Annotated in this window: 12 protein-coding genes; 5 read left to right on the forward strand and 7 right to left on the reverse strand. The window is 60.1% G+C overall.

Translation table 11 applies throughout. The features are described 5' to 3' along the window. Positions 1-25: 25 nt before the first annotated feature. From PGR29_RS08430 to PGR29_RS08440, 3 genes are all read right to left on the reverse strand, one after another. Positions 26-961, reverse strand: coding sequence for a D-ribose ABC transporter substrate-binding protein (locus PGR29_RS08430; protein ID WP_015367786.1), 936 nt, complete (start codon positions 959-961; stop codon positions 26-28). Positions 962-1,130: 169 nt separating this feature from the next. Then, positions 1,131-2,651, reverse strand: a complete 1,521-nt coding sequence (locus PGR29_RS08435) for an FGGY family carbohydrate kinase (RefSeq protein ID WP_316424397.1) — start codon at positions 2,649-2,651, stop codon at positions 1,131-1,133. A gap of 348 nt (positions 2,652-2,999) precedes the next feature. Beyond that, positions 3,000-3,950: a sugar-binding transcriptional regulator gene (locus PGR29_RS08440; protein WP_087860276.1), complete on the reverse strand. Its 951-nt coding sequence runs from the start codon at positions 3,948-3,950 to the stop codon at positions 3,000-3,002. 373 nt (positions 3,951-4,323) lie between these two features. Here PGR29_RS08440 and PGR29_RS08445 point away from each other — a divergent pair, with 373 nt between their 5' ends. Next, positions 4,324-5,154: a transketolase gene (locus PGR29_RS08445; RefSeq protein WP_087860274.1), complete on the forward strand. Its 831-nt coding sequence runs from the start codon at positions 4,324-4,326 to the stop codon at positions 5,152-5,154. Further along, positions 5,147-6,088 carry a transketolase family protein gene (locus PGR29_RS08450; RefSeq protein ID WP_316424398.1) on the forward strand — a complete coding sequence of 314 codons (942 nt, stop codon included), beginning with the start codon at positions 5,147-5,149 and terminating at the stop codon, positions 6,086-6,088. The genes PGR29_RS08445 and PGR29_RS08450 overlap by 8 nt, the downstream gene beginning before the upstream one ends. Positions 6,089-6,132: 44 nt before the next feature. Here the strand turns inward: PGR29_RS08450 and fepA are convergent, their stop codons facing one another. Next, positions 6,133-8,361 (reverse strand): siderophore enterobactin receptor FepA, encoded by a 2,229-nt coding sequence (fepA, locus tag PGR29_RS08455; protein WP_316424399.1) that lies wholly within the window; start codon positions 8,359-8,361, stop codon positions 6,133-6,135. Between the two features lie 236 nt (positions 8,362-8,597). Here fepA and fes point away from each other — a divergent pair, with 236 nt between their 5' ends. The 3 genes from fes to entF are packed head-to-tail and all read left to right on the forward strand — an operon-like array spanning position 8,598 to position 13,965. Beyond that, entirely contained in the window at positions 8,598-9,866 is a 1,269-nt protein-coding gene (gene fes / locus PGR29_RS08460) for an enterochelin esterase (RefSeq protein ID WP_316424636.1), read from the forward strand. Positions 9,867-9,869: 3 nt separating this feature from the next. Next, entirely contained in the window at positions 9,870-10,073 is a 204-nt protein-coding gene (locus PGR29_RS08465) for an MbtH family protein (protein WP_015367778.1), read from the forward strand. Between the two features lie 10 nt (positions 10,074-10,083). Further along, on the forward strand, positions 10,084-13,965 hold the full coding sequence (gene entF / locus PGR29_RS08470) for an enterobactin non-ribosomal peptide synthetase EntF (RefSeq protein ID WP_316424400.1): 3,882 nt from the start codon (positions 10,084-10,086) through the stop codon (positions 13,963-13,965). 87 nt (positions 13,966-14,052) lie between these two features. On the opposite strand, the gene fepC is transcribed toward entF, so the two are convergent. From fepC to fepD, 3 genes are read right to left on the reverse strand one after another with little or no spacing between them, the layout of a single operon-like run. Beyond that, positions 14,053-14,847: an iron-enterobactin ABC transporter ATP-binding protein gene (gene fepC / locus PGR29_RS08475; protein WP_087860268.1), complete on the reverse strand. Its 795-nt coding sequence runs from the start codon at positions 14,845-14,847 to the stop codon at positions 14,053-14,055. Further along, positions 14,844-15,833, reverse strand: coding sequence for an iron-enterobactin ABC transporter permease (gene fepG / locus PGR29_RS08480; protein WP_213317422.1), 990 nt, complete (start codon positions 15,831-15,833; stop codon positions 14,844-14,846). The genes fepC and fepG overlap by 4 nt, the downstream gene beginning before the upstream one ends. Continuing rightward, entirely contained in the window at positions 15,833-16,840 is a 1,008-nt protein-coding gene (gene fepD, locus PGR29_RS08485) for a Fe(3+)-siderophore ABC transporter permease (protein WP_213794466.1), read from the reverse strand. Before fepD ends, fepG begins: the two co-directional genes overlap by 1 nt. Between the last annotated feature and the right edge of the window lie 5 nt (positions 16,841-16,845).

Genomic DNA, 16,845 nt, shown 5'->3' on the forward strand with positions numbered 1-16,845 from the left:
CCCACAGGGGCGCAACCACCCGAACTCAGGACTTGATGTTGAAGTCCTGAACTTTATCTGCGTTATCCTGGGTAATCAGAATGCCGCGGAACATCACGCGCTGCTTCGCCGGCTTCTCTCCTTTTTGCAGGTAGTTATCCAGATCGGTAACGCCCTGGGCGGCGATGGCCTGCGCCTGGAGCATCACGGTCGCCTGCAGTGTGCCCGCCTTCACCGCATCGCGTTCGTCGTTGCTACCGTCGATACCGACGACGATCACATCGTTACGATTGGCCGCTTTTAGCGCCGCGATGGCGCCAAGAGCCACCGGGCCGTTGCCGCAGATCACCCCTTTGACATCCGGGTGAGCCTGGAGAATGCTATCCATAATGCGTTTGCCGTCGATCAGGGTGCCTTTGGCATCCTGTTTTGCCACGCTGACCATATCCGGGTACTGGTCAATCACCTGGTGGAAGGATTTAGAACGGGTGACGCAGTTATTATCGGCGAGGTTGCAGGTCAGTTCGGCGTATTTGCCTTTTTCCGCCATTTTCTCAACAAATACGTTGGCGACTTCTGAACCCGCCTGGAAGTTATTGTGGGTAATTTGTTCCAGCGCGACATCATCAACCGGAATTTCACGGTTAATTAATACCACCGGAATACCCGCTTTTTTGGCTTTTTCAATGGCGGCGACGCTGGCGGTGGAGTCGGCGTTATCGAGAATAATTCCCTGCACCTTTTTACCAATGGCGGTATCGATCAGCTCATTTTGCTTTTTCACATCTTCGCCATGCGAGAGCACGGTCGTTTTATAGCCGAGGGCCTGCGCTTTTTCGCTGGCGCCTTTGGCTTCCGAGGCGTAATAAGGGTTATCCAGCGAGTTAACCATTATCATAATGGTGCCTTTTTCGGCGCTATGCGCGGCAAAGGAAAAGGCGGTCAGGGTCGCAGCGGTTAAAAGAGTTAAACGTAATTTCATGACTCTGTTCCTGTATTTTTATATTCGAACAAATGATCCCTGAGCGGGCAGGGTTTACGGTCTGAAATTTCCCCAGAATAAATTCGGGGGTTGCGATACATCGTTATGGGCCGGGGTTCTCCTGTAGTGGGTTAATAAGGTTCGTCGCCCAATCTGACGCCGATGGGCATCAGGCCGGCGAATCCGGTTTCCATAATGTTCTGTTTACCGCATGGCGCCACTCCTGCCAGCGCTGCTGTAGGCGCTGGTGGCGGGCCATGTCGGGTTGAAAAGCGCTGTGTTCGGTTAAGAAGGCTTGCAGGTCGGCGGTTTCACCCGGAGTGAGGGCTTTTCGCGCCAGCAACGCCGCGCCGATGGCGGACAGTTCCGGGATATCGCTGCGCATCACCGGGCAGCCGAGCAGGTCGGCCTGGTATTGCATCAGCCAGTCGTTGTTGGTTGGGCCGCCGTCGACCATTAACGCCGTCAGGGTGAATTCAGCGTGCTGGCGCATCGCTGCCACCACGTCGGCGATTTGATAGGTAATGGATTCCAGCGCCGCGCGGATCAGGTGCGCGCGCTTGACGCCGCGGCTCAGACCGCAGATCACCCCGCGGGCGCTGTCGTCCCACCAGGGGGCGCCGAGCCCGGTCAGCGCCGGTACGAAGTAGACCCCTAAAGTCGAATCGACAGAGGCGGGCAGGGTATTCAGCTCATGGGCCAGATCGGCGGCGGTGAGTTCGCTCAGTCCGGTGCTGTCCGCCATCCATGCTACCGCATCGCCGGTATGGGGAATGTTGCCTTCCAGCCCCCACACCAGCTGGTCGCCATCGTGCCAGGCGACAGTGGTCGCCAGAGCGGCAATATCGCACTGGGCCGATTTGACCGGCGCCATCACCGAGGAGCCGGTGCCGTAGGTGGCTTTCACACAGCCAGCTTCGCCAAGCGCGTGGCCGAATAGCGCGGCGTGTGAGTCGCCGATCATCGCCATCACCGGGATACCGTCGGGGATCGCCGTTAGCCCTTTGGTGTAGCCAAACAGACCGCTCGACGGTTTAATCTCCGGCAGCGCCGCGCGCGGAATACCAAACAGCGTCAGCATCTCGTCATCCCACTCGCCGCGGTGCAGATTCAGCAATTGGGTGCGGGCGGCGTTGGAGTAATCGCAGAAGAAGGATTGTCCGCCGGTCAAATTCCACAGCAGCCAGCTGTCGATAGTGCCGAGGCAAATCTCGCCGCGTGCGGCAAGCTGATAGCCGTCGGGAGTGGCGTCCAGCAGCCAGCGCATTTTAGAGGCGGAAAACAGCGGCGCAATCGGCAGGCCGGTGGCGTGCTTAATGCGCTGTTCCTGACGATCGCGACGCAGGGTGTCGCAGAACGCGGCGCTGCGGGTGCATTGCCAGGTGATGGCGGCGTTAATCGGTTCACCGCTGGCGCGATACCAGCCGATGGCGGTTTCTCGTTGATTGCTGATAGCCAGCGCCGCGACGTTTTCCGCGCCGACGTGAGCCACCGCTTTGGCGATCACCGCCAGCGAGGCCGCCACCAGCGCCTCGCCGGATTGTTCCACCCAACCTTCGCGAGGGGTTTGGATCGCCAGCGGCTGCGAGAACTTGACGCTAACTTTGCCTTTGCCGTCCAGCACCACGGCTTTCGCGTTGGTGGTGCCTTCATCCAGCGCAATGATGAACTCTTTGGCTGTCGCCTGCATATGATGCTCTCCTCGGTCACACATTGTCCTGGAACGGCGGAGAATGGTTTATCTCCGGCCATTGCATGCGTCTACGCAGGCCATGATGTGACATATCGTTATCACTTTTTCATCACTGAATATATATTCGATAGTGATTATTTATTTGATACCTTAAGCCACAAACCCGGTGATGGGCTACCTGAAAAATCATCAATTGTGCTGGCAATCACATTTCACAGATTGGGAATATGACGCGAAGACGGGGAGGGGGATGGATTAATTTATTGAATTATAATTATTTATTTTGCAATCCCTGTGGCTGAAAAAACAGCCTCAGGGATTGTCGAGGCGGGAAACTGCGGTGGGTTAGTCGCTAACCAGTAGTCTGGCGGTGGGGTAATCGGTGATTAAAACGTCGATATAGCCGCCGGTAAGCGCGCCTTTAATTGCCGCGACTTTGTCGGTGCCGCCGGCCAGCGCGACCACGTTCGGGCATTTTTTGACTTTCTCCAGCGCCATGCCGATCACCGGATCTTCATCATCACGCAACACCGGCTGGCCGTATTTGTCGTAGTAGTGCAGGCAGATATCGCCAACCGCGCCGCGCGCCGCCAGCACCTGCAGCATATCTTCGTGATAATAGTTACCCGACGTTTTCAGCAACTGGGAAGGTTCGAGAATTCCAATGCCGACAATGGCGATATCGACCTCGTCAAAGCGGGAAACCACGTCGGCGACATCTTTACTGGCCAGCAGGCGGTTGCGCTCTTCCATGGAACCTTCGATGCTCTGCGACGGCAGCAGCCAGGCATCGCAGTTAAGACGCTGGGCCAGCGTCTGGGTGAGGATCGTCGCCTGCACGTTGCCGTTGGGCCCGACGCCGCCAAGCAGCTGGATGACGCCGCTGGCCTTCAGATTTTGCGCGTGGACCTCATCAACCATCGCACGGATGGTCGAGCTCCATGAAGAGACGCCAATCAGATCTTTTGGCCGCAGGCGGGTTTCCAGGTAGTGCGCGGCGGCCGAACCTATCGCCCGCTTGATGGTATGGTCGCTGGCCTCTTCTTCGGTATCGACTACCACCGCCTGTTTAAGCCCGTAGCGATCCTCAAGCCCCTTTTCAAGATTGAGGAAAATATTCGATGGCTGCACGACGCTGATTTTCACGACGCCCTCTTTTTGGCAGCGGGTAATCGCGCGAGAGACAAATGACTGAGATAGCGAGAGAAGTTGGGCGATATCAGACTGCTTTCGTCCTTCCAGATAGTAAAGCGTGGCAATCTTCACCAATAGCCGTTGTTCATCCTGCTTAGCCATATTTATCCTCGAAAATCATTTATCGCCTTTCTTCAGGCGTTTAGCTGCAGCCATTATCGTAGTGACTTTTATCATACGCGAAAAAAAATCACACTTAAGTGTGATGGTGGTCAAATTTTTGCCACTCATCAAAATCGACTATGGACAAAAACAAAACAGCCAGGCCATAATCGAATAAAGAATCATCATTGAATATATATTCAAGGTGACTTTGAGTCAACGAGTTTATCCGGGCTTCGCCTGGAGCGGGAGGCAGAATGTTCCTGAGTACGGCGCTGTGGTGGAAGGCTAACCACCGGCATGGGGATATCTGGTTTTTTTAGTCCCTGACGGAATAAATATTCCATATTGAAAATAAATTCAGAGGTATTAAATGAATCCCTACAGATTTGATGTCCAGACGCTTGAGCGCAAAGCGCGCGCCGTGCGCCGCCACATTGTCCGCTTAAACGCCAATAGTCCGGCGGGCGGGCACACCGGGGCCGACCTGTCGCAGGTCGAGTTGTTAACCGCGCTCTACTTCCGTGTGCTCAATGCGGCGCCCGATCGTCTTGACGACCCGCAGCGCGATATCTATATCCAGTCGAAAGGCCATGCGGTGGGCTGCTACTACTGCGTACTGGCGGAAGCGGGTTTCTTCCCGATCGAATGGCTGGAGACCTACCAGCACGCGAACTCGCACCTTCCCGGCCATCCGGTGCGGCAGAAAACGCCGGGCATTGAGCTAAATACCGGCGCGCTGGGCCACGGTTTGCCCGTTGCGGTGGGGCTGGCGCTGGCCGCAAAGAAAAGCAATAGCTCCCGCCGCATCTTTTTAATCACCGGCGACGGCGAACTGGCGGAAGGCAGTAACTGGGAGGCGGCGCTGGCGGCGGCCCATTATGGCCTCGATAACCTGGTCATTATTAATGATAAGAACAATCTTCAGCTGGCTGGGCCAACCCGCGAAATTATGAATACCGATCCGCTGGCCGATAAATGGCGCGCCTTCGGCATGGAGGTCAGCGAATGCGAGGGTAACGATATGGCCTCGGTGGTCGCGGCTATCGAAGGGCTGCAGCAGAACGGTAAACCTAACGTCATTATTGCCAACACCACGAAGGGCGCGGGCATCTCCTTTATCCAGGGGCGCCCGGAGTGGCATCACCGGGTGCCGAAAGGCGAGGAAATCGCACTGGCGCTGGAGGAACTGAAAGATGAGTAATGCAGAACACCTGGCGAACGTGATGGTCGAGGCGTTTATCGCCGCGGTGGAAAAGGGCGTCGATCTGGTGCCGGTGGTCGCGGACTCCACCTCAACGGCCAAGATCGCTCCTTTTATTAAGCAGTTCCCCGGACGGCTGGTTAACGTCGGTATCGCCGAGCAGAGCATGGTCGGCACCGCCGCGGGGCTGGCGCTCGGCGGTAAAGTGGCGGTGACCTGTAACGCCGCGCCGTTCCTTGTCTCCCGCGCTAACGAGCAGATTAAAGTCGATGTCTGCTACAACAACACCAACGTCAAGCTCTTTGGCCTTAACGCCGGGGCCAGCTATGGCCCATTGGCCAGTACCCACCATGCTATTGACGACCTGGCGGTAATGCGCGGTTTCGGCAATATCCAGATTTTCGCCCCCTCCACGCCGCGCGAATGTCGGCAGATTATCGACTACGCCCTGGCGTATCAGGGGCCGGTTTATATCCGCCTTGACGGCAAGGCGCTGCCGGAGTTGCATGACGAAGCGTACCGTTTTGTGCCCGGCGCGGTGCTGACCCTGCGCGAAGGCGCTGCGGTGGCGCTGGTGGCGACCGGTTCAACCGTGCACGAAGTGGTGGAGGCGGCGCAGCAGCTTGCCGACCTCGGCATTGAGGCGAAAGTGGTCAGCGTGCCGTCGATTCGTCCCTGTGATACCGCGGCGCTGCTGGCGGCGCTGCAGTCATGCCGTTCAGTTATTACCGTCGAAGAGCATAACGTCAACGGCGGTCTGGGGAGCCTGGTCGCCGAAGTGCTGGCGGAAGCGGGCGCGGGGATTGCCTTGCAGCGTCTGGGGATCCCGGATGGCGAGTATGCGGCGGCCGCCGATCGCGGCTGGTTGCGTCAGTATCACGGTTTTGATGCGGCGTCGATTGTCGCGCGGGTACAGAAAATAGCGCAGTGTTGAAAAAAACGCCCTCCCGGCGGGGAGGGCGTCAGACACTAATATTATCAGAAGTGGGTGTTGACGCTCATATACCAGGTACGGCCGGATTCGTTATAGGTCTCAGCGCCAGCGCCGTACATACTCCCTTTGTCGCCGCCGGTGGTTTGGGCGTTACCCGCGCGCCAGTGGCGCTTGTCGAAGACGTTATCCACGCCGCCGGTCAGGCTGACGTTTTTGGTCACGTCCCAGGTCGCGCTCAGGCCGAGAATGCTATACGGGCTGACCTCGTTCTTCTCGCTGCCGGTGACCGGCTGGCCTTTGTAGTTGTACTTCTTCGGTTCCTGCTTGCCGTACCAGGTGAAGGTCGATTGCACAGAAACGTCCTGATAAACCTGCCAGCTCAGCGTCGAGTTCAGCGTGTATTCCGGAATAATCGACAGGCGATCGCCGGTCTCTTTGTTCTTACTCTGCAGCATGTAGGTGATGTTGTTGGTCCAGTTCACCGTCTCGCTGACCGGCACGTTCAACGTGCCTTCCAGCCCTTCAACTACCGCTTTCGGCACGTTTTCCCATTGGTACAGGTCGGTCCCTTTAGTATTGCGATAAACTGGGGCATATCCCGCTTCAATCTTGTTGCGGTAATCGTTACGGAACCAGGTAACCCCCGCCAGCCAGCCGTCGCGTTTGAACTCGAGGCCGATCTCTTTGTTGATGCTGGTCTCTGCTTTTAAATCGTCATTCCCTTGCAGGTAGCAGCCTGCTTGGCTGGCGTAGCAGCCCTGACCTTTACTGTAGAGAATATAGTTGGGGTTGGTCTGATACAGGCTCGGCGCTTTATAGGCGCGGGCGATACCCATTTTCAGGGTAAAGTCGTCGCCCAGACCCTGCGACAGGTTCAACGACGGGCTCCAGTTATTACCGACAATACTGTGGTGATCGAAACGCAGCGCCGGCGTCAGCATGGTGGTATCGGTCACTTCCATGTTGTTCTCGGCGAACAGGGAGAAGATTTCCGCTTTCGAATACGGGCTGCGGCCGGTGCTGTCATAGCCCGGAATTTCACCGCCAGAGAGTTCCTGGGTATTAGAGGCGTTGTCCTTCATGCGCTGCTGGTTCCATTCGGTACCAAGCGTCAGGTTCTGGTTAACCCACAGATCGAACGGAATATTGACTTCGCTGTGCAGCATCACGTCGGAGAGATCGATATCGGTAAACTGGTTGCTGCTGAAGATCCCCTCGGTGCCGCCCGCCAGACCTTCGCCTTTACGGGAGTTGCGGGTGTGTTCGTACTGCGCCCAGTTGCTGGTGGTCACGCCGTTATCCCAGCCGCCGTTCCAGGTCACGGAGTAAGTATTGCGATAGAGACGGTTGGTCTCTTTACCGTAGTTCTCTTTCACCAGATCGTTGCTGTTGGTGTTTTGCGTATCACCGGCGTACAGGTTGCCCTGGCGGCTATAGCCGGCTTCAAACTCCAGCGACTGCATCGGCGCGAAATCCCAGCGCACCACGCCGTTGATGTTTTTGTTTTCTACCCCTTCACGCCCGGCGGGCAGGGTATCGGCGTAAATGCCGGTACGTTCAGACTGATGGCCCTGGTTGATATCCCAGGCATCAGCCTGGGTTTTATCGAGGTTACCGTACATGCGGAAGCTGAAATCGCCGCCCAGCGGGCCGCTGAGGCTAAAGTCGGTACGCTTGGTCGCGCCTTCGTCTTTATGCTCCGGCATGTTCATGTAGGCGTTCCACGAACCATGCCACTGGTTGTCGAATTTTTTAGTAATGATGTTGACCACGCCGCCCGCCGCGCCGTTGCCGTAGCGCGCCGCCGCCGGGCCGCGGATAACGTCAATACGTTCGATCATTTCCGGCGGTACCCAGCTGGTATCGCCGCGGGTGTCGCGCTCGCCGCGCCAGCCGAGACGAACAGAGTTACGGCTGGTCACGGGCTTACCGTCAATCAGGATTAAGGTGTTTTCCGGGCCCATACCGCGAATATCAATCTGGCGATTGTTGCCGCGCTGGCCGCTGGTGGAGTTGCCGGTCAGGTTGACGCCCGGCATGGTACGGATGATTTCAGAGACGTCGCGCGCCGGCGGACGTTTGCGAATTTCATCGGCGGTAATGGTAGAAACGCCCGGCGCCTGCAGGTTTTGCACCTCGGCGGTGACTACCATCGTTTCTTCACCGGCGGTTTGTTTACTGTCGGTGGTTTCTTCTGCCGCGCACAGCGGGAATGCCACCCCGTAGATACCCAGATTGACCATTAAGGCCAGGGACTTAATCCTGTTATTCATTGTAAGTCAGTTCCGCTTTTCTTTGCCGCTTTCCCCAGAAGCCCCTTCCCACCGGGAGGGGAGACGGCATAAATGTAGCCAGTAGAAGGTGAACGCTTTCCGTAGCCGACCGAGCCAAACGCTCTGAAAAGACCCTCTCTGACCTTGATTTAATGTAATGAGAAGACGCGCTACCCATAGGCGCGTTAATACGCTATTGCAAATGCAAATAGTTATCAATAATATTATCAATAAATATTACCTTTGTTGATAAAAATCACGGTAAACATAGGGTTACTGACGGAATGCAAATAACGGGAAGTGACGACTGGTGGCGGGGGATCGCCGGCCCGCAGACAGAGGCGCTGGGAGACGCATATCGGGTGACCTTCTGGTGGCGCGATCCGGCAGGCAGCGAAACCACGTCGCCGATTCGGCGGGTGTGGATTTACATTACCGGCGTCACCGATCATCACCACAACGCGGCGCCGCAAACCCTGCAGCGCATCCCCGGTACCGATGCCTGGTGCTGGCAAACCACGCTCCCCGCCAGCTGGCGCGGCAGCTACTGTTTTATTCCCTCCGAACGCGACGACGATTTTTCCCCGCAGCTTTTTAACGGTGAAGCGCCGGACCGCGCGCTGCTGCGCGAAGGCTGGCGCAAACTGCTGCCGCGGGCGATTGCCGATCCCCGCAATCCGCAAAGCTGGAAGGGGGGGCGCGGCCACGCGGTCTCGGCGCTGGAACTGCCGCAGGCGCCGGAACAGCCGGGTTGGCATTATCGCGAGCCGGTTTCGCCAGCGCCGCGCTGTATTGAATGGCGCAGCCAGCGATTAGGTAACCAACGACGAGTGTGGATTTACACCACCGGCAGTGGGACGGATCGCCCGCTGGCGGTCCTGCTTGACGGCCAGTTCTGGGCCGAAAGCATGCCTGTCTTTGCGCCGCTGGCGGGGCTGACGCGGGAAGGCCGCCTGCCGCCGGCGGTCTATGTGCTGATCGACGTTATCGACAATCAACACCGAAGCGTCGAGTTGCCCTGCAACCGTGATTTCTGGCTGGCGGTACAGGAAGAACTGCTGCCGCAGGTGCAGGCCGTGGCGCCGTTCAGCGATCGCGCCGACCGGACGGTGGTGGCGGGACAGAGCTTCGGCGGTCTGGCGGCGATGTATGCCGCGCTCCACTGGCCGCAGCGTTTTGGCTGCGTTCTGAGCCAGTCGGGGTCGTACTGGTGGCCGCAGCGCGGCAGTAGCCAGCCGGGAGTGATACTTGAACAACTGCAGCGCGGCGAGCTTCGACCGCAGGGGCTGCGTATCTGGCTGGAAGCCGGCGTGCGCGAGCCGATTATTTTTCGCGCCAACCAGGCGCTTTTCGCGCAACTACGGCAGACCACGCCGTCCGTTTTCTGGCGCCAGGTTGACGGCGGTCATGACGCGCTATGCTGGCGCGGCGGGCTGACGTCCGGGCTTATCCAGCTGTGGCTGCCTTTGCGCCGCGGGCAACAACACGCGCTTAATGAGGAGTGAGAGATGCAATTCAGCAACCCCTTCGACAATCCGCAAGGGCAGTTTTACATTCTGCGCAACGCACAGGGGCAATATAGCCTGTGGCCGCATCACTGCGCGCTGCCGACAGGCTGGACGGTGGAGTGTCCGCCGCAGTCATTAGAGGCCTGTAACGCCTGGCTTGCCGCCAACTGGTCAACTCTTATTCCAGCGCATTACGCCTCCTGAGGAGCTTTCGATGAGTACACGTTTACCGCTGGTTGCGGCGCAGCCGGGAATTTGGATGGCTGAACGCCTCTCCACGCTACCTGGCGCCTGGAGCGTTGCCCACTATGTTGAACTGCGCGGCAATCTTGATCCGGTGCTGCTGAGTAAGGCAATCGTCGCCGGGCTTAAGCAGGCCGATACCCTAAGCATGCGTTTTTGTGAAGATAACGGCGAAGCGTGGCAGTGGGTTGATGACGCGCGCGAGTTTGCCGAGCCGCAAAGCGTCGACCTGCGCCAGCAGGCCGATCCGCACATGGCCGCGCTGGCGCTGATGCAAAGCGATCTCGGGCAGAATCTGCGCGTCGATAGCGGTAATCCGCTGGTCTGCCATCAGCTCATGCGCGTTGGCGACGACTGCTGGTACTGGTATCAGCGCTATCACCATTTGCTGGTCGATGGCTTTAGCTTCCCGGCCATTACCCGCCAGATCGCCGCTATTTATCGTGCCTGGCAACGCGGCGAAGAGACGCCGGATTCACCGTTTACGCCGTTCGCCGAAGTGGTGGAAGAGTATCAGCGCTACTACGGCAGCGAGGCGTGGCAGCGCGATAAAGCCTTCTGGCAGGCGCAGCGTCAGGCGTTGCCGTCTCCGGCCTCGCTATCAGACGCGCCGCTGGCCGGGCGGGCGACCAGCAGCGATATCTGGCGCCTGAAACTGGAGGCCGATCCGGCTGTCTTCAGCCAGCTCGCGGCCAGCGCGCCGCAGTGCCAGCGCGCCGATCTGGCGTTGGCGCTGACGACGTTGTGGCTGGGGCGGCTGTGCGGCCGAATGGATTACGCGGCTGGCTTTATCTTTATGCGCCGCATGGGATCGGCGGCGCTGACCGCCACCGGCCCGGTACTCAACGTACTGCCGCTGGCGGTGAATATCGACGCGCAGGAGACGCTGGCGCAACTGGCGACGCGACTCTCCGGGCAGCTGAAAAAAATGCGCCGCCATCAGCGCTACGATGCCGAGCAAATTGTCCGCGATAGCGGCAAAGCGGCGGGCGACGAACCGCTGTTTGGCCCGGTGCTGAACATTAAAGTCTTTGATTACCAGTTGGATATCGACGACGTGAAGGCGCAGACGCATACCCTCGCCACCGGCCCGGTGAATGACCTCGAGCTGGCATTATTCCCGGACGAACGCGGCGGCCTGTCGCTGGAGATCCTTGCCAATAAAGCGCGTTATGATGACGTCACGCTGAACCGCCACGTATCGCGTCTGACATCGTTACTGGCGCAGTTCGCCGCCAATCCGGCGCTGCGCTGCGGCGAGGCGGAGATGTTGTCGGCGGAAGAAGGCGCGCAGCTGGCGTTGATCAACAATACCGCGATGCCGCTGCCGACCACTACCCTCAGCGCGCTGGTGGCGGAACAGGCGCGGAAAACGCCGGATGCCCCGGCGCTGGCGGATGCCAACTGGCGCTTTAGCTACCGCGAAATGCGCCAACAGGTGGTGGCGCTGGCCAACCTGCTGCGGCAACGCGGCGTGCAGCCGGGGGATAGCGTGGCGGTTGCCTTACCGCGTTCGGTCTTCCTGACGCTGGCGCTGCACGGTATCGTCGAAGCCGGCGCCGCCTGGCTGCCGCTGGATACCGGCTACCCGGATGACCGTCTGCGGATGATGCTGGAAGATGCGCAGCCATCGCTGCTGATTACCTCTGACGATCAACTGGCCCGTTTTAGCGATATTCCGGGACTGACCAGCTTGTGTTATGAGCAGCCGCTGGCTGCTGAAGATGATACGCCGCTGGCGCTGTCAAAACCGGAACATACCGCGTATATCATCTTCACCTCCGGTTCCACCGGACGGCCGAAAGGGGTGATGGTCGGCCAGACCGCCATCGTGAACCGCCTGCTGTGGATGCAAAATCACTATCCGTTAACCGCCGCCGATGTGGTGGCGCAGAAGACGCCGTGCAGCTTTGATGTCTCGGTATGGGAATTCTGGTGGCCGTTTATGACCGGCGCCCAGCTGGTGATGGCGGCGCCGGAGGCGCATCGCGATCCGCAGGCGATGCAGCGGCTCTTCGCGCAGTACGGCGTGACCACCACCCACTTTGTTCCGTCGATGCTGGCGGCGTTTGTCGCCTCGCTGGATAGCGATAATGTGTCATCCTGCCGGACGCTAAAACGCGTTTTCTGCAGCGGCGAAGCGCTGCCGACGGAACTGTGTCGCGAATGGGAGCGCTTAACCGGCGCGCCGCTGCATAACCTGTACGGGCCAACGGAAGCGGCGGTGGATGTCAGTTGGTATCCCGCCAGCGGGCCAGAGCTGGCGGCGGTAACCGGCAACAGCGTGCCCATCGGCTGGCCGGTATGGAACACCGGATTACGTATTCTTGATGCCGCCATGCGCCCGGTGCCGCCGGGCGTGGCGGGTGATTTGTACCTCACGGGCATCCAGCTGGCGCAGGGGTATATGGGCCGCCCTGATCTCACCGCCAGCCGCTTTATTGCCGACCCGTTTGCCCCCGGCGAGCGCATGTACCGCACCGGCGATGTGGCGCGCTGGCTGGATAACGGCGCGGTGGAATATCTTGGCCGCAGCGACGATCAGTTGAAAATTCGCGGCCAGCGCATTGAGCTTGGCGAGATCGACCGGGTGATGGCGGCGCTGCCGGACGTCGCGCAGGCGGTGTGCCACGCCTGCGTCTTCAATCAGGCCGCGGCCACCGGCGGCGATGCCCGCCAGCTCGTCGGTTATCTGGTGAGCGAGTCCGGCCAGCAGCTGGACGTGGCGGCGCTGAAGGCGCGTCTTAGCGAACAGCTGCCGCCGCACATGGTGCCGGTGGTGTTGATCCAGCTGGAATCCTTCCCGCTCAGCGCCAACGGTAAGCTGGATCGTAAAGCGCTACCGCTCCCCTCCTTAAGCAGCGAGCGCTGCGGTCGCCCGCCGCAATCGGCTACCGAAATGGCCGTTGCCGCGGCGTTCAGTCAGCTGCTGGGCTGCGAGGTAAATGACATCGACGCCGATTTCTTCGCCCTCGGCGGCCATTCGCTGCTGGCTATGCGGCTGGCGGCGCAGCTTAGCCGCGAGCTGGCGCGGCAGGTGACGCCGGGGCAGGTGATGGTCGCTTCGACGGTCGGCAAGCTGAGCGCGCTTCTGGCTTCCGACCTGAGCGACGAGCAGGCGCAGCGCCTGGGCTTCGATGCGCTGTTGCCGCTGCGCGAGAGCGACGGTCCGACGCTGTTCTGCTTCCATCCGGCCTCCGGTTTTGCCTGGCAGTTCAGCGTGCTGGCGCGTTATCTTAGCCCGCGCTGGTCGATTACCGGTATTCAGTCGCCGCGTCCGACGGGGCCGATGGCCTCCGCCGCCAACCTCGACGAAGTCTGCGAGCACCATCTGCGCACGCTTTTAGCGCAGCAGCCGCATGGGCCTTACTATCTGTTTGGTTATTCGCTCGGCGGAACGCTGGCGCAGGGGATTGCCGCCCGTTTACGTCAGCGCGGCGAAGAGGTGGCGTTCCTCGGCCTGCTCGATACCTGGCCGCCGGAGACGCAAAACTGGGCGGAGAAAGAGGCGAACGGTCTGGATCCCGAAGTACTGGCGGAAATCGCCCGCGAGCGCGAAGCGTTTCTCGCCGCTCAGCAGGGGCAGGCTTCCGGCGAGCTGTTCAGCGCGATCGAAGGTAACTACGCCGATGCGGTGCGCCTGTTGACGACCGCGCACAGCGCAAAGTTTGACGGTAAAGCAACGCTATTTGTGGCGGAGAAAACGCGCCAGAAAGGGATGGATCCGCAGGTCGCATGGGGGCCGTGGGTTGGCGAACTGGAGGTGTTCAGCCAGAACTGCGCTCACGTCGAGATTATCTCGCCGCAGGCCTTTGAAGCGATAGGCCCGGTAGTGCGGGAAATTCTGGGGTAACGGTAGAGCTCGGGCTACCCGTTTTTGGTAGCCCGGCTCAGCGCAGCGCAAGCCGGGAATGCGATGGTTGAGATGGTATAGAAAAGATTATCGGCGACCCAGCGGCACCACCAGCGGCGTATGCGCCACCGGATCCTCGATTATCGTGCAGCGCAGGCCGTAGATACGCTCAATCAGATCCGCCGTGACGATCTCTTTCGGCGCCCCTTCGGCGACGATCTTACCGTCACGCAGGGCGATCAGATGGGTGGCGTAACGGCAGGCCTGATTGAGATCGTGCAGTACCGCCGCCAGCGTATATCCCTTCTCGCGATTCAGCTCGCTTAACAGTTCCAGCAGGTCGATCTGATGGCTGATATCCAGCCAGGTCGTCGGCTCATCAAGCAACATAATCGCCGTCTCCTGCGCCAGTACCATCGCAATCCATGCCCGCTGGCGCTGGCCGCCGGAGAGGGTATCCACGCTCTGCAGCGCGAGGTCGACAATACCCGTCGCCCGCATCGCGTTATTTACCGCAGTTTCATCTTCTTTACGCCAACGGGTAAACATCGGCTGGTGCGGATAGCGACCGCGCGCCACTAGCTCTTGTACGGTGATATCGCCGGGCGTGGTGGCATTCTGCGCCAGCAGGCCAATCCGCTTCGCCACCTCTTTGCTGGCGTAGCGCTGGATCTGCTCGCCGTCGAGATAAACGTGTCCGCTGGACGGCGTCATCAGACGGCTAAGGGTCCGCAGCAGAGTTGATTTACCACAGCCGTTGGGGCCGATAATCGCCGTGAAATGACCGTCAGGAATTGTGACATTCAGCGATTCGGCGATGGTCTTTTTGCCGTAGGCCAGGGTCAACTGGTCGCCGCGCAAACGGGAAGTTACAGCGGTCATTTTTTGCGGGACTCCTGAATTAATAACGCGATGAGGTAGATACCGCCAAGACTGACGGTGACCACCCCAACCGGTAACTGATAAGGCATGAACAGGCGCTGAGCGCAGTAATCGGCCAGCGCCAGCAGCAGCGCGCCGCACAGCGCCGACTGGGTTAACCCCCAGCGTGCGGTACCGCTTATCCGCCGGGCGATATGCGGCGCGACCAGCGCGACGAAAGAAATAGGCCCGGCCAGCGCGGTGGCGGAAGCGGTCAGCAGCACCGCCACCAGCATCAGCAGCAGGCGCGAACGTTCGACCCGAACCCCCAGCGCGCAGGCGGTATCGTCGCCCATCTCCAGCAGCCGCATCCGCCGCGCCAGCAGCGCGCCGCACGCCAACATCAGCAGAATCAGCGGCGCCGAAGGCCAGGTTTTGCCCCACGTCAGGCCGTTGAGCGAACCGGCATTCCATAATCCGGCGGAAAGGGCGGTCTCAAGCGACGCGCGCAGCAGCAGCCAGGTATTGAATGCCACCAGCATGGCGCGCACGCCGATGCCGATAATGATCAGGCGGAAGGTTTCTATGCCGTTGCGCCACGCCAGCAGCCACACCACCAGCGAGGTCAGCACGCCGCCAAGCATTGCCGCCAGCGCGATGGCGGTCAGGTTCTGGCCGAACATCACCATCGCCACCAGCACGCCGCTCCAGGCGCCGGTGTTGAAGCCCATTACGTCCGGGCTACCCAGCGGGTTACGCATCAATGACTGAAAAATGGCGCCGCTGACGCCAAGCCCGGCGCCGATCAGCAGCGCCATCAGCACGCGCGGCAAGCGCCATTCGGTGACCACCATGCTGACGTTACGCGGTGCGTCGCCGAGTAGCGCCGAAACCACCTGTTCGATGCTGAGCGGCACCAGGCCATTACCCAGACCGAGCAGCGACACCAGCAGACTGGCGGCGATCAGCAGCAGGCAGCAGAAAATCAGGCGACGGGAAGGGGCCATCACAGCGCACCTCCTCGCGGCTGACGGCGAACCAGCCAGATCAGCACCGGCGCGCCGATAAAGGCGCTGACCACCGAAACGCGCAGTTCACCGGGCACCAACAGGCGGCCAAGCACGTCGGCAAACAGCAACAGGGCGGGGGTGGCGAGTAGCGTGACCGGCAATGACCAGCGATGATCCGCTCCCACCAGCCAGCGCGCCATATGCGGCATCATCAGGCCGATAAAGGCGATAGGGCCGACCAGCGCCGTCGCGCTGCCGCACAGAACGGTGATCGCCAGCAGGCCGATAAGCTGGGTGCGCGCGACCCGGCTACCGAGCGCGGTGGCGGTGTCGGCGCCGAGACTCAGGCTGTTTAGCGCCCGGCTGAGAAACAGCGTTACCGCGGCGGCAATCAGTACCGGCAGCAGGACGATTTTCAGCGTTTGCAGGGTGCGAATATCCAGCGAACCGGCCTGCCAGAAGCGCAGCTGGTCATATACGTCCGGGTTGAGCAGGGCGATGCCGTTAGATAAGCCTTCCAGTACCGCCGCCAGCGCCACGCCCGCCAGGGTCAGGCGCACCGGGCTAAGCTGGCCGCCGCCCTGGCTGCCGGTAAACGCGACCAGTAGCGACGCGGCGAAGGCGCCGCAGAAGGCCATCAGCAGCTGCTCCTGCGGCGAAGTGATACCCAACAGCGCCGCGCCTAACACGATGGCGAAGCTGGCGCCGGAGTTGACGCCGAGCAGGCCCGGGTCGGCCAACGGGTTACGGGTGAGGGTTTGCATCAGCGCGCCGGCGAGACCGAGCGCGCAGCCGGCGAGCAATCCGGCCAGCGTACGCGGCAGGCGGGCATCCAGTACGATGGTACAGTCGGCGCTCTGACAACTGCCGGAAAAGGCATCGACAATCACGGAAGGCGGCAGAGGTTTGGCGCCGATAAGCAGGCTGAGCGCAATCGCGAGAGCTAAAAGTAACAAGAGACCAGGCACGGCGACGGCGCGCACCGTGGTCGTAGAAAACGACATAGTTC

This window comes from Klebsiella sp. 141203, assembly GCF_032601985.1.
Lineage (GTDB): Bacteria > Pseudomonadota > Gammaproteobacteria > Enterobacterales > Enterobacteriaceae > Klebsiella > Klebsiella aerogenes.